This window comes from Azospirillum brasilense (genome assembly GCF_022023855.1).
GTDB classification, from domain to species: Bacteria; Pseudomonadota; Alphaproteobacteria; order Azospirillales; family Azospirillaceae; genus Azospirillum; species Azospirillum brasilense_F.
Genome location: NZ_CP059449.1, coordinates 642,353 through 660,259 on the forward strand (window position 1 = coordinate 642,353; position 17,907 = coordinate 660,259).

Genomic DNA, 17,907 nt, shown 5'->3' on the forward strand with positions numbered 1-17,907 from the left:
CCGATGCCCGATGATTCCACACCCCTGCGCGCGCCAGTCTCCGATGGGGCGGCCACTCCGGCCGCACTCCCGCCGTCGGTCCTGCTGGTGGCGATGAGTTACTGGCCGGAGCCCGCTGGCAGCGCGCCGATGATGACCGACCTCGCCACCGCCTTCGCCGCGGCGGGGACGGACATGACCGTGCTGACCGCGCGTCCCAACTATCCCGGCCAGGCCATCTACGACGGCTACGCCGACGGGGCCGAGGACCGCCGCACCGTGAACGGCGTCCGCATCGAGCGGCTGCTCACCATCCCGCCGAAGGGCGGCGGCATGAAGGCCCGGCTGATCCATGAGGGCGTGCTTCACGCCGGCTTCCTGGCGGCGCGCGCCCGCGGGCGAGTCGGGCGGCACAAGGCGGTGCTGTCGCTCTGCCCCTCCATCTTCAGCGTCGCCGTCGCCGACCGCTTCCGCGCGCCGGGCGGGCGGCACATCGCCATCGTCCACGACATCCAGTCGGGCCTCGCCGGCGCGCTGGGCATGGGCGGCGGGGCCGCGCTGAAGGCCATCCAGGCGGTGGAGCGCACCGCGCTGAACCGCGCCGACGGCATCGTCGTGCTGTCGGAGGCGATGGCCGACGTGCTGCGCAACCTCGGCGTGCGGCGGCCGATCACCGTGATTCCGCCCCATGTCGATGCCGAGGCCGTCCGCCCCCTGCCCCGACCGGAAGGCCAGCCGCCGACCGTGCTCTACAGCGGCGCCTTCGCCCGCAAGCAGGGGCTGGACCAAGTGCTGGAGATGGCCCGCCACCTCCACGCGCTGCGCCCCGACGCCCGCGTGCTGCTGCGCGGCCAGGGCGGGCTGGAGGAGGAGTTGAAGGCCCAGGCCAAGGCCATGGCGCTGCCCAACGTGGAATTCGCCCCCCTGATTCCATCCGACCGGCTCGGCGAGGGCTTGGCGGAGGGCGACGTGCATCTGGTGCCGCAGCGTCCCGAAGGGGCGGCCTTCGCCATGCCCGGCAAGGCGGTGACCATCCTGTCCGCCGGACGGCCCTTCGTCTGCACCTGCCTGCCGGGCTCGGCGCTCGACCGGCTGGGGACGGAGATCGACGCCTTCCTGCGCACCCCGCCCGACGCGCCGGAGGCCATGGCGCAGGCTGTGGCCGACCTGTTGAACGATCCCGCCCGGAGCGCGGCCATGGGCCGCCGGGGCCGCGCCTGGGTGGAGGGCAACGCCAGCCGCAGCGCCGTCCTGGCGCGCTACGCCGCGCTGCTGCTGGGAGACGACGCCGCATGACGAAGCCCGCCCTGGTCTTTTCCTGGGAGATGTTCGGCCCCTACCACATGGACCGGCTGGAGGCGGTCGGGCGGCGGCTCGGCCATCTCTACGACGTGGTCGGTCTGGAAGTCGGGTCGAAGTCCCACACCTACGCCTGGGACTCCACCGGGGAGGGCCAGCATTTCCGCAAGGTCACGCTGTTCCCCGGACGCTCCAAGGCGGACATCCCGTCCTTCCAGGTCTACCGCGCGCTGCTGCGCGAATGCCGCAAGGCGGGAGCCAGCCACGTCTTCCTGTGCCATTACGAGGAGCCGGACGTCTTCGCCCTGGCGGTGACGATGCGGCTGATGGGCCGGCGCGTCGTCAACATGAATGCCTCGAAGTTCGACGACAAGCCGCGCGTCCTCTGGCGCGAGGCGCTGAAGTCCGTGCTCTACAAGCCCTATCAGGCGGCGATCGGGGGAAGCCATCGCACCGTCGACTACTACCGTTTCCTGGGCCTGCCCAAGGACCGGCTGTTCATCGGCTACGACACCCTGTCGCTGGACCGGGTGCGCCGGCTGTCCGGCATGACCCCGGCCCCGGACGGCGTGCCCTTCGCCGAGCGGCACTTCACGATCATCGCCCGCTTCGTGCCGAAGAAGAACCTGTTCCGCGCGGTCGAGGCCTACGACCTCTACCGCCGGCTGGCCGGAGACGCGGCGCGGCCCCTGCACCTCTGCGGCTCCGGCCCGCTGGAGGCCGACCTGCGGGCGGAGGTCGGCCGGCGCGGTCTGGACGGGCACATCATCTTCCGCGGCTTCCTTCAGGAGAAGGGGATCGCGGAGACACTCGGCTCCACCCTGTGCCTGCTGCTGCCCTCGCTGGAGGAGCAGTTCGGGCTGGTGGTGAACGAGGCGCTGGCGATGGGCGTGCCGACGATCCTGTCCGACCAGTGCGGCGCCCGCGACGTGCTGATCCGCAGCGGGCTGAACGGCCACATCGTCGAGCCCGACAACCCCGAGGGGCTGGCTCGCCACATGCTGTCCGTCGCGTCGGACGAGGCGGAATGGCGCCGCCTCAGCCTCAACGGACGGCCCTTCCAGGCGCTGGCCGACGCCGGTTATTTCGCGGAAGCCGTGGAGAAGGCCCTGCACAGCCTGGGCGCCCGCAAAGACGCTGCCCAAAGCACCGATGAAAGCGCCCGCAAGGGCACCCGTGAAAGCGAAGCCTGATGACCGACCGCCGCATCACCCCCCACATCGTCGTCTCGGGCCGCCTTCCCCCGCCCATGGACGGGATGAGCCGGGTCACCGCCCTGGTGCTGGACCGCCTGCGCGATCGCGGCCCGGTGGAGGCCACGGTGGAGGTCGCGGATCTGTCGCCGGGCTGGAACGGCGGCGGCTTGCGCTACCACACGGCCAAGGCCATGCGCGTTCTGCTGGCGGGTTTGAGGCTGGCGGCCGGGGCGACGATCCCCGGCCGGCGCTTCTACATGCCCGTCGATTCGGGGCTGGGGATCTTCTACACGGCGGCGCTGGCGGGAACGGCGCGGCTGTTCGGCTATGAACGGACGCTGCACCACCATTCCTTCGCCACCATCTCCAAGCCGACCTGGCGGATGAGCCTGCTGACCCGTCTCGCCGGCACGGACTGCATGCATGTGCTGCTCTGCCCGGCCATGCAGGCGCGGTTCCAGGCGCTCTACCCGGCGGCGAAGACGGCGATGAGCGTGTCCAACGCCATCTTCACCCCGCCGGTGCCGCGCCCGCGCCATGGCAAATCCGGCCCGCTGCGCATCGGCCACCTGTCCAACCTGTGCGCCGACAAGGGGCTGGACACGCTGTTCACCCTGCTGCGCGCCCTGCGGTCGGAGGGGGTCGACGTCAAGCTGGTGCTGGCCGGACCGGGGCTGGGACGCATGGACAACGCGCTGGTCGCGGCGGGGCTGGCGGCCTTCGACGGCGACGTGGAGTATCGCGGCCCGGTGGACGACGACGCCAAGGCGGCCTTCTACCGCGACATCGACGTCTTCGTCTTCCCCACCCGCTACCGCAACGAGGCGCAGCCGCTGGTGCTGTTCGAGGCGATGGCGGCGGGCGTGCCGGTGCTGGCCTATGACCGCGGCTGCATCGGCAGCGACATTCCCCGTCCCGGCCTCGTCCCGCAGGACCGGGACTTTATCCAGGCGGTGCTGCCGGCGCTGCGCCTGTGGGCCAAGGACCGCGACGCGCTGGCGCTCGCCTCCGAACAGGCCCACGCCCGCGCCCGCGCCGCCCACGAGGCCGGGCACAGCGGGCTCAACGCGCTGCTCGACCGCATCGCCGGCCCGCTGCCCGAAGCCGCCGGAACCGCCGTCCGGCCAAAACGCGCCATGGGTTGAGCGCCGTCACACCCAGCGCGCCGCCCTCACCCCCACACGGGACAGGAACACCGCCAGCCCGGCCAGCGCGCGGGCGGTCCAGGGCGGTGCCGGGTCCAGCCGGGCGGCGTCGCGGGCGTGGAGGCGCTCGTCGAGGCGGCAGGCCTCCAGCAAATTCAACAGGTCCGGATCGGGGGCGAGCCGCCGCGCCAGGGCGATCTGCCGGGCGTAATGCCCATCCACCCAGGCTTCCACCCCGGCGACCACCGCGTAGAAATAGGATGGGCCGAGCCAAGCCGGCAGCCCGCCCATCACCCGGCCCGACCAGCGCCAGAAGGCCATGGGCGCGCTGCGCTTCTCCGACGGCAGGACCGCCTCGAACAGCCGCAGGTGCCGCCGCTCGACCCTTCGGTGGGACGCGGCGAAGCGCAGGACGTCCGGATCGCTGGTGGCGCCGGCGACCCCATCGTAGAGGGCCACCGCCACGGTCTCGCCGACATGGCTGGCACGCAGTTCGCGCAGGATGCGGGGCGGCAGGGCGGACAGGTCGAGTTGCGGCGGCGCCAGCCCGATGGTGGCAGACGGCGGGGCCTCGGGCGACGGACTGAGCGTGTCCACAGGCTCAGCGCGCCCCTTCCGGACCGATGCGCGACCAGGGAAGCTCTTGGAAGCCGATCTTCAGGGCGGGGGAGTTCGGGCGCAGACGGTAATCGTCCTTCGACGGGTTCATGAAATAGGGGTCCGGTTGGTTGCCTCCCTGAACGGAGCGCGCCTGCGTCCGTTCCGTGGGCGCCCCCGGCGCGCGCAGGCCGCGGCCCGGACGGTCGAAGATGTTGTTCTCCAGCCGGTACTCGCCGCCGGTCAGCGCGGTCACCAGCTGCTCCACCGGGACGCGGGCGTGGATCAGGTTGCGGCTGGCCTCGTTGTCGCGCAGGAAGCCCGCCGTCCCCGCCTTCGGCACCCATTCGAAGCGCAGGAAGCGGTCGCGCTCGTCGGTCAGCACGGCGATGTTGTTCTCCACCCGGTTGCCGTCGCCGCCATGGATGAACACCGACGCCCAGCCAGTGTCCTCCAGGAAGTTGCCCTCCACCCGCACGCCGTTGGTCAGGTCGTCCAGATAGACGCCGAAGCCCTTGTAGCGGGTCATCCAGCGCCCCGCCGCGTCGGTGGCGATCCCGCCGGTTCCCCGGATGTCGTTGAAGCGGATGACCAGCTTGGTGTCGATGTCGCTGCGCCCCAGCGTCTCGATGGCGCCGAGGTCGGCGGTCTCCCGCCCGACGTCGCGGATGCGGTTGTACTCGATCAGTTGTCGGTGTTCTTCGTCTCCGGGTTCCAGTTCTTCATGGAGATGCCGTAGCGGGCGGCGTGCCGGATGTCGTTGTGGGCGATCTGGGTGCGGGTCACCCCGGCCGTCATGATGCCGGCGCTGTAGAGGTTCACTTCGCCGACATGGCGGATGGTGTTGGCGATGATCCGGTTGCCGGCACTGCCCGGAGTCAGTTCGATCCCGCTGCGCCCCAGATGCTCCAGCCGGTTGCCGCGCACCTCGCTGTCCGCGACGCCGACCAGCAGCACGCCGGTTCCGACGGCGGAGAAGCGGTTGTCGAGGACGCGGTGCCCCGAACCGCCGGCCAGCCGCACCGCCGCCCCGTTGTAGGGCACGTCGGCGAAGGACAGCCCGTCGAGGGTGATGGAATCCGCCTTCTCCGCCTGGATCAGCGGCGCGGTGCGGGCCACCACCGCCTCGCCGTCGCGGGCGAAGCCCGCCGGGTCGTGGGGGCGGAGCAGCAGGCGCCGGTCCTTGGCGCTCCAGGCGAACTGGCCGGGGAATTTCAGGAAGTCGGGATGGCCGAGCAGGCGGAAGGTGCTGCCGTCGCGGAACGGGTACCAGCCGTCGCGGTCGAGGACCAGCGTGCCGCTGCGGTCGATGCGCTCGATGCCGCGGATGTCGTCGGCCTGCCGCTCGCGGTCGAGCGCCTGGACGCGCACGCCGGGGACCGCCCAGGCCGCCTGGACGGTGCCGGGCGGAAAGCGGAACTGCCGCTTGTCACCGCCGCCCTTGGTCTGCTGGGCGACGAACCAGCCGCTGCGGATCGGGTCCTGCGGGTCGAAGGCGCCGCTCTGCGCCGCGCGCAGCCGCACCCCGGCGGCGGTCACGTCCAGCCCCGGCTCGCGCGCCAGCGGGGCGGAGACGACGCCATCCCGCTCCGCCTTGAAGCCCGTCACCACCTCCCCACCCGACAGGATCGGGGTTTCACCGGGAAAGGCGGCGATGCGCAGCCCGGAATCCTCCAGACCCAGCGTCACCGTGTCGGTCAGCCGGTGGGTGCCGCCGCGCAACAGGATCAGATGCAGCCCGCGCTTGCGCGCCTCCTCCACCGCGCGGGCCAACGTGGCGACCGGGCCGTCCCGTCCGTCCGGGGTGGAGGCGGCGACCCGTCCGGACCAGCGATCGTCGCCCTGGGGGGAGACGTGGATCGCCGGCTCCGCCGCAAAGGACGGGGTGGGACCAGCCAGCAACAGGACCAGCCACAACAGCCCGCCCGCGAAGAGTCCAGGAATCCGGCGCGTCATATCATCTCCGTTCCGCACCCCAGCGAAACTGGCGGCGGGGGGCGGATGAAGCAAAAGCGCGGACGGGGTGCCTCGAAGGCGTGGCGCGGATAGCCCTGACCGGACGGCCCTCGCCGTCTGCGCTCCCGGACGGGGGGACCCGACCGGGGCCGGCGGCGTTGCTTCCCGGAGTGCCGCCTTCGCTCCCGGAGGCCGGCACGACGACACCGCCCCACCGGCCGTCACCACGGGCCGTGGCTGGCGGTGACGCGCGTTCACGAGGTAAGGCGGAGTCCGGCATGATCGAAACGGCGTTGATCGCGCAGGTGCTGGTGGTGGCCCTGGTCGCCGTGGTGTTTCTCAGCACCGGCACCGCGTCGATGTTCCACCCGCTGACCTACTATCTGATCTTCCACACGCTGGTCTTCGTGATCCGACCGCTGCTGGTCCATGGCTTCGGCATCGACAACGCCTGGCTGTTCATGGGCTATTGGCCGAGTGCGGCGGAGTTCGTGAAGTCGCTGACGGTCAGTTCGGTCGCGCTCGTCGCCTTCTCCGCCGCCTGCGGCTGGGCCGGGCGGGTGAAGCCGGATTTCAGCCGGGCGCCCACCTTCACCTTCGACCGGCTGGACATCACCGCCTTCGCCCTGACCGTGGCGGCGCTGGGGCCACTGGCCATCTATTCGGCCATCCTGCGCCAGGACGGCGCCGACTTCACCGGCACCGGCGACGTGCAGATGGAGCGCGACCCGCTGACCGGCCAGCCGGTCTACGTCAACACCACCGGCTACATCGCCGAGGCCCATTCGATGGGCCTGCCGCTGACGCTGGGCATCATCTGGGTCAGCCGCTTCCACCCGCTGTCCTTCATCCCCTTCATCGCCTTCGTCAGCTACCGCGCCTATCTGGGCTGGGGGCGCTGGGCGATCATCATGGGCGTGCTGGGCATGGTGCTGCTGATCCTCTACCACACGCGCACCAAGTGGTTCCGCTGGTGGCAGCTCGCCTGCGGCCTGCCGGTGCTGCTGCTGTTCCACACGCTGGGCAACAACCGTGACTTCCTGCGCGGCGTTCTGGCCGGTACCGAGAGCCCGGGCAAGCTGTTCAGCATCTTCCAGGGCGGCGAGGGCTCCTTCGTGGAGAGCGTGTCGAACCAGGACATCGCCAACTTCGACTTCCTGGCCTTCATCCTGTGGGCGGTGCCGCAGCAGTCGGGGACCTACACCTGGTTCACCCAGTATCTTCAGCTCTTCACCGAGCCGATCCCGCGCATGCTGTGGCCGGACAAGCCGATCGGCGCGCCGGTCAAATGGGTGTCGCTGCACGATTTCGGCAACTTCTCCAACCTCACCACCTCGCTGGCCGGCGACGGCTGGATGAGCGCGGGCTGGATCGGCGTGATCGTCACCATGGTGGTGGTCGGGCTGATCCTGGGCCGGCTGCACCGCTGGTTCTGGGAGTCGGGGTTCACCAACCGCTACGCGGTGCTGTTCTATTGCGCCTTCATCCCGCTGTCGCTGCAATGGTATCGCGACGGCAACATCACCATCGTCAAGTTCGGCTTCTTCTCGCTGCTGCCCATCCTTCTGTGGATCGGCGCGACCAAGGCGCTGCGCCTGTGGATCGGTGACTCCGCCGGGTCGCCGCTCGCCCAAAGCCGCATGTCCGTCTTCCACAAGCCCGCCTTCCGCCTGCCCGGCGTCCGGTTCCCCGCGGACCGGGCGTGAGGCGACCGGTGAGGGGCGGGCTGGACAGGATCCTTCTGCGCGGGCTGGCCCTGGCCGCCGCCCTGGTCCTGCCGCTGGCCTTCGCGCTGGATCCGCCCGACGGCGACCTGACGGAGCTGGGCGGCTATGCGGAGAACCGATTCGGCCCCAAGGCACCGCAAGCGATCTTCGTGCCGCCGCTCGCCGAGGCGGCACGGCCCGGCGCCTCCTACGACGTGCTGGTGTTCGGCGACGGCTTTTCCCGCCCCGAGGCGGAAGAGCGCCACGGCCGCTACGGCCGTTACTGGACCGACCATCTGCGCAACCTGACCGGCCTGACCGTCGGCGTGCGGGCCGCGGGCGCCGCGCCGTTGGCCGCCTATCTGGCCTCCCCCGACTTCCGGGAACACCCGCCGCGCGTGGTGATCCTGCAGTTATCGGAGCGCGACCTGGGGGAGTCCGTCGGCGGGCTGGACCTGTCCACCGTCACCACCCCCCGCCCCCACGGTGTGACGACGCCGCGCCCCCTCGCCGTCCAGCCCCTCAACCGCCAGCCACGCGCCATGGAGCGCACCCGCGCCCAGGCCTGGAACCCGCCGCCGGTCGGCCACGCGCTCGACCTGCTGGTCAAGGCGCTGCCGCGCACGCTGCTGAACGTCACCGACGGCCCGGTGGAGGAGCGGGCGCTGGCCTATGCGGGCCTGTTCAGCTCCGCCGCCGCGACGACCACCCTCTTCCACGCGGAGGATTTCCAGCCCTGGCGCACCGACCGCCGTCTGTTGGAGGAGCGCCGCGCCGGGCTGCACGCAATCCAGGACGCAGTGGAGTCCAACGGGGCGACGCGCTTCCTGCTGCTGGTCGCGCCGGACAAGGGAACGGTCTACGCCGATTTCCTGCTCACCTCCCCACCCCACCGGTCCGCGGTGGACGAGGTGCTGGCTGCCGACCCGACGCTTCAGGCGGTGCCGCTGGCCGCTGGCCTGACGGCGCTGGCCGCCGGCGGTGTGCGCGACCTCTACGCACCCAACGGCAGCCGTTGGGGGCTGGAGGGGCAGCTCTACGCGGCGCGGACGGTCGCCCGCACGCTGGGGCGGCTGGGCGTGCTGTCCGGCGCCACCGATCCGTCGCCCGACGTCGCCATCCTGCCCTGCCGGCCGGGCCAGGGCGACTGCGCCACCCCCCGCACCCAAACCGACTGATGGACAGGACCAGGAGGAACCGCCCAACCATGGCTCAGGACCAATTTTCGGCAAACAGCGTCCCGGCGGACATCGCTTCGACGGACATTGCCCACGGCGTCGTGGCGATCGTCGTCACCCACAACCGCCTGCCGCTTCTGGCCACCTGCGTCGCGGCGATCCTCGGACAGCAGCCGCGGCCGGAGCGGCTGGTGGTGGTGGACAGCGGCTCCAGCGACGGCACGCCAGAGTGGCTGGCCGCGCAGGCGGAGGAGTGGAGTGACGCGCTGGTCGTGGTGCGGCAGGCCAATTGCGGATCCGCCGGCGCCTACCACACCGCCTTTGAGACGGCGCTTGGCCTCGGCGCCCGCTGGATCTGGAGCACCGACGACGACGGCATCCCGCAGCCCGGCGCGCTGGCCGAGCTGCTGGCCCAGGCGCGGCACCACGGCCTGTCCATGGTCGGCCCGCTGGTGCTTGCGGCGGAGGACCGCTCCACCCTGGCCTTCCCCATGCAGGGCACCCGCGACCCCGACAGCCTGATGGCGCGGGCGGTGGACGGGCTGGCGCCGGGCACCATCGCCCTGTTCAACGGCACGCTGATCGGGCGGGCGGTGTTCGAGCGGATCGGCAACGTGAAGCGCGAGATGTTCATCTGGGGCGACGAGTACGAGTTCACTCTGCGCGCCCGCCGCGCCGGGCTGAAGGTCGGCACGGCGGTCAAGGCCCTCCACGTCCACCCGGGCATGTCGCGGACGGAGCACAAGGTGCTGGGCGGCCGGCTGGGCACGGTGGAGACGATGCGGGCCGACCGGGCGCCGCATTTCTTCCGCAACATGGGCTATATCCACGCCAACTACGAGAAGGCCGGGGTGATCCCGCGCATGATCGCCAAATACACCGCCCATTATCTGGTGAACCGGGACTTCCGTGGCCTGCAGGTCTTCCTGGACAGCTACCTGTCCGGCCTGCGCGACGAGTATCCGGAGGAGCTGAAGCGCCCGCCGGTCCGGCTCCCCCTGCCCAAGCGGCCGCGCACCGCCTCGTCCTCCTCCAGCGAGGTCGCCTGATGCCCACCGTCAGCGCCGTCATCGCCACGTTCAACCGCGCGCCGGAGCTGCGCACCGCGCTGTCCCTCCTGCTCGCCCAGACGCACCCCGTCGCGGAGATCCTGGTGGTGGACGACGGGTCCACGGACGGCACCGACGCCATGGTGCGGGGGGAGTTCCCCACCGTCCGCTACGTCCGTCTGCCGCACAACGCCGGACTGATCTACGCCCGCAACTTCGGCTTTGTGAACACGACGGGCGATTACGTGCTGTCGGTGGACGACGATTCCTGGTTCGCCGAGCCGGACGGCCTCGCCCGGACGGTGGCCTATATGGAGACGCACGCCGACGTGGCGGCGGTGGCCTGCAACATCGAGACGCGCGACGGGCTGGTCTATTTCCCGCGGCAGGCCGATCCCTTCGACGCGCCCTGGTACGTCGGCTGCGGCCATCTGCTACGCCGCAGCGCAGTCGCCGCCGTCGGCCTCTACATGCCGGAGCTGTACCGCCAGGGGGAGGAGAAGGACCGCTGCCTGCGGCTGGTCGGCGCCGGCCACCGGGTGGTCGCCCTGCCCGGCGTCATGGTCTATCACGACAAGAGCGAGAAGGGCCGCAAGCCGGGGCTGGAGCGTTTCTACAACCACCGCAACGACCTGATCCGCGAGGTGGCCCGCTGCCCCGCCGGCCTGCTGCCCTGGCGCTTCGCGCGGAGCTGGATCGGCAACAGCTGGAAGAACCTGCGCCACGGCCCGCGGCTGACCGACCTGAAGGTTCTGCTGGCCCTGCCGGAGATCCTGCGCATCGGCCTGAAGCACCGCGCCCCCGTGAGCGAGGATGCCTACCGCCGCTGGCTGCACCTGTCCAAAACGGCCGCACCCGGCCTTCCCCAATCCGACCCGACGCCAAGCCACAATTCCCTCCCCCGCCCAGCGGGGGAGGGTTAGGGTGGGGGCAAGCCGCCCCCCTGAACCCCTCCCCTACGCCGACGTCCGCGCCAGATGGTGCCCGATCGCCGTGCGCAGCTTGTTCAGGCGGCGCGGCAGCTTGCGCAGCTGGCGCAGCACGGCGGGCTGCGGCGGGTTGATCGGCTCGCTCAGCAGGTCGGGGGCCATGCGGCGGATCAGCTCCGCCTGATGCTGGCTGGAGCGGCGGACGTCCACCGGCATGGCCAGGGCGATTGCCAGGAAGTCCGCGCAATTGCCGACCTGGAAGAGCTGCCGCCCGGTCAGGTCCACCCCCTGGTCGATGGCCGACAGCCAGCCGGCCACCCTCTGCTCCAAATAGAAGCGGTCGCGCAAATCCATCGCGCCGCCCGGCAACACGTCCGGCGTCCGCGCCACCCAGGCCAGCCACTCGCGCAGCGCCTCGCAATGGGACGGCGGGTTGTAGAGCTTGCCGCGGAAGGCATCGAAGATTCGGGCGGCGGTGTCCTCGCCGTCGGCGGCAAGGCCCGGCGGGATCTGCCCCCAATAGAAGCAGCGCGCCACCTCGAAAACGCCGCCGTGCAGGACCACCGCGCCCTCCGGCACGCCGTCCCAGGCGCCGTTGGCGTAGAACTCTCCGTCCATCGCCGCGGTGTGACCGCCGGTGTGGGCGGCGTAGTCCCGCGCGCGCTGGGCGTCCAGCGGCGGACAGGGGATCAAATGATGCTCCACCCCGGCCAGCTGGGCCAGCTTCGGCGGGAGCTTGCGGTCGCCCGGCGTCAGGTCGCGGTGGTCGAAGGTGAAGGTGGCGAAGGGCACCTCGGCCTTCTGCGCGGCGGCCAGCAGCAGCCGCGTGTCGTAGCCGGCGGTGAGCTGCAGCATCAGCGGGCGGTTGCCGCCCTCCGGTCCCGACAGGCTGCGGTGCAGGTTGCGGATGGCGGTGACCAGGATGGATTCCATCCGCTCATAGGCCAGCGAATCGGAAAAGCCCGGCGGAATTGCCGGAAAGGGCCGGCGGAAGGTCAGGAAGCCCGGATCGTCCATCGGGCGGGCGGGGTCGAGCACCTGGGTCGGCAGCAGCCGGCGCACCCCCGCCAGCCCCGAGCCGGGCAGCGGGTACCAGTCCAGCCCGGCCTCGTGCGCCAGCGGACGGCGGAAGCTCGCCTCCTCTCCCAGCAGCTCGGCCATAACCCCGGCGCTGGAGGTGAGCGTCAGCGCGCCGTCCACCATCCCGTAGAAGCAGCCGAGCGTCCCGCCGGTGTCGAGATGGACCGCACGGTTGTTGAGCAAAAGCCAACGTCCCGTCCAGGAACGGGACAGCTCCGCGATGTCCCCGGCGCGGGACGCGGCCAGCGCCTCCACCGGATCGGGGCGCGCCGGATCGGTCTGCACGGGAAGCCCCAGCAGATGCCAGACCGTCTTGTCGGCGCCCAGCACACGCTGGACCGGCAGATCGGGACAATGGGACAGGACGAGCCCGCCGATGTCACGGCTCACCCAATCCGGACGGAGCGCGTGGGTGTTTTTGGACACGATGAATTGCCGCCGGTGCAGCATGCCGACTTCCCCCGGACCTTTCGCGAATGTCAGGGGGTAAACACGCCGCACGGCAAGGGAGGCAGGGCCCTACCCCTTTTCACCCTCCTTTGCGCCACCCTTCTTGCCTTCGCCCATCCGAACGGAGAATATTTCCCACGCTTGGGTGGCAGCGCGTGATTGACTCCGGGGGTCGGTACCTCTATACAGCGGGGCTCATTTTTTGCCCTGAGATCGAGGAGTATGGTGCCGTGAAACGCACGTTCCAGCCCAGCAAAATCGTGCGCAAGCGCCGGCATGGCTTCCGCGCCCGCATGGCGACCGTCGGTGGCCGCAAGGTGATTGCCCGCCGTCGCGCCAAGGGCCGCAGTGTCCTGAGCGCCTGATACGCATGGCGGCGCCGGACCCCAGGGTCGGGCGCCTGAAGCGGCGGCCGGAGTTTCTGGCCGTGGCCGGTACACGGCGCAAGCATGTGGCTCCCGGCCTTATCCTGCAGGTGCGCCGACACGACGAACGGCAGCGGCCCGCCCCTGGCGAGCCGCCGATTCGTCTTGGCCTGACGGCGAGCCGCAAAGTGGGGAACGCGGTCGTGCGCAATCGCGCACGCCGCCGCCTTCGCGAAGCGGCCCGTCAAATTCTGATCGCCCACGCGGCCCCCGGTCACGATTTCGTGCTGGTGGCCCGCGCCGCGACGGCCGAACGGCCGTGGACGGAGCTGCTCGGCGATCTGATCGCGGCGCTGAAACGCCTTGGTCTGTGGCGCGATGCGTCCAAGAACGAGGTGAATGGCGGGCCAAACGCCGTCAAACCCAACGGCGGAACCGGCAACGGTTCCGGCGGCGGGGAGGTCGGCGCGTGAGCCCGCTCGCCTATTTTCTGCGCGCGCTCGTGGTCGGCTATCAGTGGACCCTGTCGCCCTTCATCGGGTGGCACTGCCGATTTCAGCCGACCTGTTCAAACTATGCGCTGGATGCGCTATCTAAGCACGGAGCGATCCGGGGCAGTTGGCTGACCGTCCGGAGGCTTCTGCGCTGCCATCCCTGGGGCGGGTGGGGATATGATCCCGTGCCCGAGCCGGGGCGGTCCACCCGCTGTTCGCACGGGCCGGACGACGCGGCGCATCGATGCAGCAATTCGCATGCCGGCCTGAAAACCGGCGTTCGGCCCCCTTCTTAACAGAAGGCCCACGGCAACCGGGATGCCATGACCGATCAACGCAACCTCATCCTCGCGATCGCTCTGTCGATCGCCATCCTCCTGGGATTCCAGTATTTCTACGATGGACCCCGGGTGAAGCAGCAGCAGGCTGCGCAGCAGGCCGCCCAGACGGAGCAGTCGGTCGCCCCCGGCGCCGCGCCCGCTCCGGGCGCCGCTCCCGGTTCGGTGCCCGGCACGGCGGCTCCCGCCACGGTCCGCGACCGCGCCGGCCTGCTCGCCGAGCAGATGGCCGCCGGAACGCGCGTCAAGATCAACACGCCGTCGCTGCACGGATCGGTCAATCTGGTTGGGGGCCGCATCGACGACCTGACGCTGGCCGACTACCGCGTCACCCCCGATCCCAAGAGCCCGGAAATCGTGCTGCTGGCCCCCGCCGGCACGCCCGAGGCCTACTATGCCGAGTTCGGCTGGGTTCCGGAGGACAAGTCACAGCCGGTTCCCGGCGCCGACACCCGCTGGACCGCCGCCGGCACCGCGCTGACGCCGGACCAGCCGCTGACCCTGACCTGGGACAACGGCAAGGGTCTGGTGTTCGAGCGGACCATCGCGGTCGATCCGAACTTCATGTTCACGATCACCCAGAAGGTGCGCAACACCGGCTCCGCCCCGGTCAGCCTGCTGCCCTACAGCCTGGTCAGCCGCGCCGGCACGCCGCACACCGACGGCTACTACATCCTGCATGAAGGCCCGCTCGGCGTCTTCGACGGCAAGCTGAACGAGCACAAGTACGACGACCTGCGCAAGGCCGGCACCATCTCCGCCCAGTCGACCGGCGGCTGGATCGGCATCACCGACAAGTACTGGCTGGTCTCGCTGGTCCCCGACCAGAAGGCCCCGATCACCGCCCGCTTCGTCCACTCCGCCCCCGGCGCCGCCGACCGCTATCAGGTCGACACGCTCGGCAAGGCCGTGGAGGTCGCCCCCGGCGCCACCATCGAGCTGACCGACCGCCTGTTCGCCGGCGCCAAGCAGGTCCGCCTGCTGGACGAGTATTCGGACAAGCTGGGCATCGCCAACTTCGACCTGGCGATCGACTTCGGCTGGTTCTACTTCCTGACCAAGCCGTTCTTTTACGGGCTGGATCTGCTGGGCCGCCTGTTCGGCAACTTCGGCATCGCCATCCTGGTCTTCACCGTGATCGTCAAGGCGGCCTTCTTCCCGCTGGCCAACAAGTCCTATCACGCGATGGCCAAGATGAAGAAGCTGCAGCCCAAGATGATGGAGCTGCGCGACCGCTTCGGCGACGACAAGGTCCGCCTGAACCAGGAGATGATGGCGCTCTACAAGCGCGAGAAGGTCTCGCCGGTGTCGGGCTGCCTGCCGATCCTGATCCAGATCCCGGTCTTCTTCGCACTGTATAAGGTGCTGTTCGTGACCATCGAAATGCGGCACGCGCCGTTCTTCGGCTGGATCCACGACCTGTCCGCGCCCGATCCGACCACCATCTTCAACCTGTTCGGTCTGATCCCGTGGCAGCCGCCGCACATCCTGATGCTGGGCCTGTGGCCGATCATCATGGGCATCACCATGTACTTCCAGCAGAAGCTGAACCCGGCACCGCCCGATCCGGTGCAGCAGAAGGTGTTCCAGTTCCTGCCGATCATCTTCACCTTCATGCTCGCCAGCTTCCCGGCTGGTCTGGTGATCTACTGGGCCTGGAACAACACCCTGTCCATCGCCCAGCAGTGGATCATCATGCGGCAGGACGGTGTGAAGGTGACCTGAGGGTCCGTTCCACCTGACACCCGGCCTCCCTGACTTCAGGGCATTGACCGCCGGCAAGCGCCTCCCTTGACGGGCGTTTGCCGGCGGTTATGTTTTGGGCCGGTCACGATCATCCGTACCCCGTGTCTTTCGAAAGCGCCGTCCATGACCTCTTCCAGCAACTCCCCGATCTCCGGTTTCGACGAGGAGGCCCTGGAAGCGGGGCGGCTTCTGTTTGCCAAGGAATGCGATTTCATCTGGGGCGCCCAGACGGCGGAGCAGCTGCCGGAGGCCGACCTGCCGGAGGTCGCCTTCGCCGGGCGGTCCAACGTCGGCAAGTCCAGCCTCGTCAACGCGCTGACCGGGCGCAAGACGCTGGCCCGCACCTCCAACACGCCGGGCCGCACCCAACAGCTCAACTTCTTCAACCTCGGCAACCGGCTGAAGCTGGTCGACATGCCCGGCTACGGCTACGCCAAGGAGTCGAAGGAGAAGATCGAGATCTGGAACGACATGGTCCGCCGCTTCCTGCGCGGCCGCGTCACGCTGCGCCGGGCGCTGGTGCTGGTCGATTCGCGCCACGGGCTGAAGCCCAACGACGAGGAGATCATGACGATGCTCGATCAGGCGGCGGTGCCCTACGTCGTCGTCCTGACCAAGTCGGACAAGGTGCGGTCGCAGGAGCTGGCCGAGGTGAGCAAGCGCACCGTGGCGGCCATCAAGAAACACCCCGCCGCCTTCCCGGAGATCCACGCCACCAGTGCCGAGAAAGGCCAGGGGATCGCCGAGCTGCGGGCCAGCCTCGCCCAGCTCGCCAGCCTGGGATGACCCGATGCCCGTCGAGCTGACGCCGGCCCTGCTGTTCCTCCTCCAGGCCATCCTGCTGATCGCCGGTCCGTTCCTGCTGTGGCGGCTGTCCGGTCTGCAGCATGTGGCCCCGATGGTGGTCATCCAGATCCTGTTCGGGATCGCGCTCGGCCCGTCGGTTCTCGGAAACGCCGCCCCGGAGCTCTGGCAACCGCTGTTCGCCAGGGAGTCGCTGGCGCCGCTCTCCGGGCTGGCCCTCCTCGCCGTGGTCTTCTTCGCCTTCCTGACCGGACTGCACCTCGACCTGGAGGAGTTCAAGGGACGCGGGCGCGCCTTCGTCGGCATCAGCCTGTCGAGCATGCTGGTGCCGACGCTGCTCGGCGGGGCGCTCGGCTGGTGGATCGTCGGCGCCTTTCCCGAGATGGCCGGGCCGAAGGCCGACCCGCTGCTGTTCGCCGCGGGATTCGGCATCTGCGTCGGGGTGACCGCCCTGCCGGTGCTGGGGGCCATCCTGCGCGAGATGGGGCTGATCGGGGAGCGGGTCGGGCGGCTGGCGCTGGGCTACGCGGCGGTCAACGACGCGCTGCTGTGGCTTCTCATCACCGCCGTGCTGGCTCTGGCGGCGGGGGGAAGCGGCGGCTTCGCCGGGGTGGCGTGGATCGCCGTCCTCGGCTTCGCCTATCTGGCCGCGACCGAGCTGTTCGCGCGCCCCCTGCTGACCCGGCTGATGAACCGCATCGCCCCGGACGGCGCGGTCGGCGACATGGTGGTGGTGGTCACCTGCGCCGCCCTGCTCGGCTCCGCCGCGGTGACGGAGCTGATCGGGCTGCACTACATCCTGGGCGCCTTCGTCGCCGGCACGGTCATGCCGCGGCGGCTGGCGGCGGCCATCCTGGACCGGCTGGAGCATTTCGCCACGCTGATCCTGCTGCCCTTCTTCTTCACCCTGACCGGGCTGAAGGTCAATCTCGACCTCGCCGCCTCGGCGCAATGGTGGGTCTTCGCGCTGGCGACGGTGGCGACCATCCTGGGCAAGGTCCTGGGCACCGCCCTGCCCGCCCGGCTGTCGGGCGAGAGCGCCGCTGATTCCTGGCGGCTCGGCACGCTGATGTCCTGCAAGGGGCTGATGGAGGTCATCGTCCTGACCATCCTGCTGGAAGCCGGGGTGCTGTCGGAGGCCTGCTTCTCCGCCATGGTGCTGATGGCGGTGGTGGTCACCGCGCTGACCCAGCCGATGACCCTGCTGGCCGGGCGGATCGCCGCCCGCCGGGCGGGGCACGCCGGGGTGTCCTGATCTCCTCAGCCTGGCTTGCGCACGTTCCCGGTCACCACCGGATCGGCGCCCGGCCCCTCGGAATCCAGCCTGCCCGACCCGGCCTTTCCACCCCCGCGGGCCTGCTCCTTCAGCGCCTTGTTGGCCTCCGTCACCTCCTGCGCGTCGGAGGAGCCATAGATCTCCTCGGCCCGCCGGGCGGTCTCCTCCATCTCGGCCTTGTGAGCCTCGGTGAAGGGGTTGCGCGGGGTCGGCATGATGCGGTCGTTCATGGCACCGTCCTTTGCGGTTCATCCTACCCCGGGCGAACCGCCGGGCGCGGCAAGGGTTCCCGGACGCGGCGCCCGCCTGAAAAAGCCCCC

The 17,907-nt window shown here is 70.2% G+C and carries 18 protein-coding genes; 13 read left to right on the forward strand and 5 right to left on the reverse strand.

What is annotated here, in order from left to right; all coding sequences use genetic code 11:
* Positions 1–3: 3 nt before the first annotated feature.
* The 3 genes from H1Q64_RS03050 to H1Q64_RS03060 are packed head-to-tail and all read left to right on the forward strand — an operon-like array spanning position 4 to position 3,619.
* Positions 4–1,275 carry a glycosyltransferase family 4 protein gene (locus H1Q64_RS03050; protein WP_237904327.1) on the forward strand — a complete coding sequence of 424 codons (1,272 nt, stop codon included), beginning with the start codon at positions 4–6 and terminating at the stop codon, positions 1,273–1,275.
* Complete coding sequence (locus H1Q64_RS03055) at positions 1,272–2,471, forward strand: glycosyltransferase family 4 protein (protein ID WP_237904328.1); 1,200 nt, start codon at positions 1,272–1,274, stop codon at positions 2,469–2,471. Before H1Q64_RS03050 ends, H1Q64_RS03055 begins: the two co-directional genes overlap by 4 nt.
* The gene (locus H1Q64_RS03060; protein WP_237904329.1) at positions 2,471–3,619 is read left to right on the forward strand and encodes a glycosyltransferase family 4 protein; all 1,149 of its coding nucleotides are present in this window, start codon (positions 2,471–2,473) and stop codon (positions 3,617–3,619) included. The genes H1Q64_RS03055 and H1Q64_RS03060 overlap by 1 nt, the downstream gene beginning before the upstream one ends.
* A 6-nt stretch (positions 3,620–3,625) precedes the next feature.
* Here H1Q64_RS03060 and H1Q64_RS03065 read toward each other — a convergent pair whose 3' ends face one another.
* The 3 genes from H1Q64_RS03065 to H1Q64_RS03075 form a co-directional block, all read right to left on the reverse strand.
* The gene (locus H1Q64_RS03065) at positions 3,626–4,216 is read right to left on the reverse strand and encodes a demethoxyubiquinone hydroxylase family protein (RefSeq protein ID WP_237904330.1); all 591 of its coding nucleotides are present in this window, start codon (positions 4,214–4,216) and stop codon (positions 3,626–3,628) included.
* Between the two features lie 4 nt (positions 4,217–4,220).
* Positions 4,221–4,745, reverse strand: coding sequence for a hypothetical protein (locus tag H1Q64_RS03070; protein WP_237904331.1), 525 nt, complete (start codon positions 4,743–4,745; stop codon positions 4,221–4,223).
* 155 nt (positions 4,746–4,900) lie between these two features.
* Entirely contained in the window at positions 4,901–6,172 is a 1,272-nt protein-coding gene (locus tag H1Q64_RS03075; protein WP_237904332.1) for a right-handed parallel beta-helix repeat-containing protein, read from the reverse strand.
* A 278-nt stretch (positions 6,173–6,450) separates the two neighbouring features.
* Here H1Q64_RS03075 and H1Q64_RS03080 point away from each other — a divergent pair, with 278 nt between their 5' ends.
* From H1Q64_RS03080 to H1Q64_RS03095, 4 genes are read left to right on the forward strand one after another with little or no spacing between them, the layout of a single operon-like run.
* On the forward strand, positions 6,451–7,878 hold the full coding sequence (locus tag H1Q64_RS03080) for a hypothetical protein (protein WP_237904333.1): 1,428 nt from the start codon (positions 6,451–6,453) through the stop codon (positions 7,876–7,878).
* Positions 7,875–9,056 (forward strand): hypothetical protein, encoded by a 1,182-nt coding sequence (locus tag H1Q64_RS03085; protein ID WP_237904334.1) that lies wholly within the window; start codon positions 7,875–7,877, stop codon positions 9,054–9,056. Before H1Q64_RS03080 ends, H1Q64_RS03085 begins: the two co-directional genes overlap by 4 nt.
* A 29-nt stretch (positions 9,057–9,085) precedes the next feature.
* Positions 9,086–10,105: a glycosyltransferase gene (locus H1Q64_RS03090; protein ID WP_237904335.1), complete on the forward strand. Its 1,020-nt coding sequence runs from the start codon at positions 9,086–9,088 to the stop codon at positions 10,103–10,105.
* The gene (locus H1Q64_RS03095) at positions 10,105–11,028 is read left to right on the forward strand and encodes a glycosyltransferase family 2 protein (protein WP_237904336.1); all 924 of its coding nucleotides are present in this window, start codon (positions 10,105–10,107) and stop codon (positions 11,026–11,028) included. The genes H1Q64_RS03090 and H1Q64_RS03095 overlap by 1 nt, the downstream gene beginning before the upstream one ends.
* A 33-nt stretch (positions 11,029–11,061) precedes the next feature.
* Here the strand turns inward: H1Q64_RS03095 and H1Q64_RS03100 are convergent, their stop codons facing one another.
* Positions 11,062–12,504 carry a hypothetical protein gene (locus H1Q64_RS03100; RefSeq protein WP_237904337.1) on the reverse strand — a complete coding sequence of 481 codons (1,443 nt, stop codon included), beginning with the start codon at positions 12,502–12,504 and terminating at the stop codon, positions 11,062–11,064.
* A 290-nt stretch (positions 12,505–12,794) separates the two neighbouring features.
* Here H1Q64_RS03100 and rpmH point away from each other — a divergent pair, with 290 nt between their 5' ends.
* The 6 genes from rpmH to H1Q64_RS03130 all read left to right on the forward strand — a co-directional run bounded on the left by rpmH (position 12,795) and on the right by H1Q64_RS03130 (position 17,566).
* Positions 12,795–12,929, forward strand: a complete 135-nt coding sequence (gene rpmH / locus H1Q64_RS03105) for a 50S ribosomal protein L34 (RefSeq protein ID WP_014239280.1) — start codon at positions 12,795–12,797, stop codon at positions 12,927–12,929.
* 5 nt (positions 12,930–12,934) lie between these two features.
* Positions 12,935–13,402, forward strand: coding sequence for a ribonuclease P protein component (gene rnpA, locus H1Q64_RS03110; protein WP_237904338.1), 468 nt, complete (start codon positions 12,935–12,937; stop codon positions 13,400–13,402).
* Positions 13,399–13,719, forward strand: a complete 321-nt coding sequence (gene yidD, locus H1Q64_RS03115; protein WP_079285227.1) for a membrane protein insertion efficiency factor YidD — start codon at positions 13,399–13,401, stop codon at positions 13,717–13,719. Before rnpA ends, yidD begins: the two co-directional genes overlap by 4 nt.
* 27 nt (positions 13,720–13,746) lie before the next feature.
* Positions 13,747–15,486, forward strand: a complete 1,740-nt coding sequence (gene yidC / locus H1Q64_RS03120; RefSeq protein WP_237904339.1) for a membrane protein insertase YidC — start codon at positions 13,747–13,749, stop codon at positions 15,484–15,486.
* Positions 15,487–15,630: 144 nt separating this feature from the next.
* On the forward strand, positions 15,631–16,293 hold the full coding sequence (gene yihA / locus H1Q64_RS03125) for a ribosome biogenesis GTP-binding protein YihA/YsxC (protein ID WP_145674882.1): 663 nt from the start codon (positions 15,631–15,633) through the stop codon (positions 16,291–16,293).
* Positions 16,294–16,297: 4 nt separating this feature from the next.
* Positions 16,298–17,566: a cation:proton antiporter gene (locus H1Q64_RS03130; RefSeq protein ID WP_237904340.1), complete on the forward strand. Its 1,269-nt coding sequence runs from the start codon at positions 16,298–16,300 to the stop codon at positions 17,564–17,566.
* A 5-nt stretch (positions 17,567–17,571) separates the two neighbouring features.
* Here H1Q64_RS03130 and H1Q64_RS03135 read toward each other — a convergent pair whose 3' ends face one another.
* Positions 17,572–17,817, reverse strand: coding sequence for a hypothetical protein (locus H1Q64_RS03135; protein WP_237904341.1), 246 nt, complete (start codon positions 17,815–17,817; stop codon positions 17,572–17,574).
* Positions 17,818–17,907 lie beyond the last annotated feature (90 nt).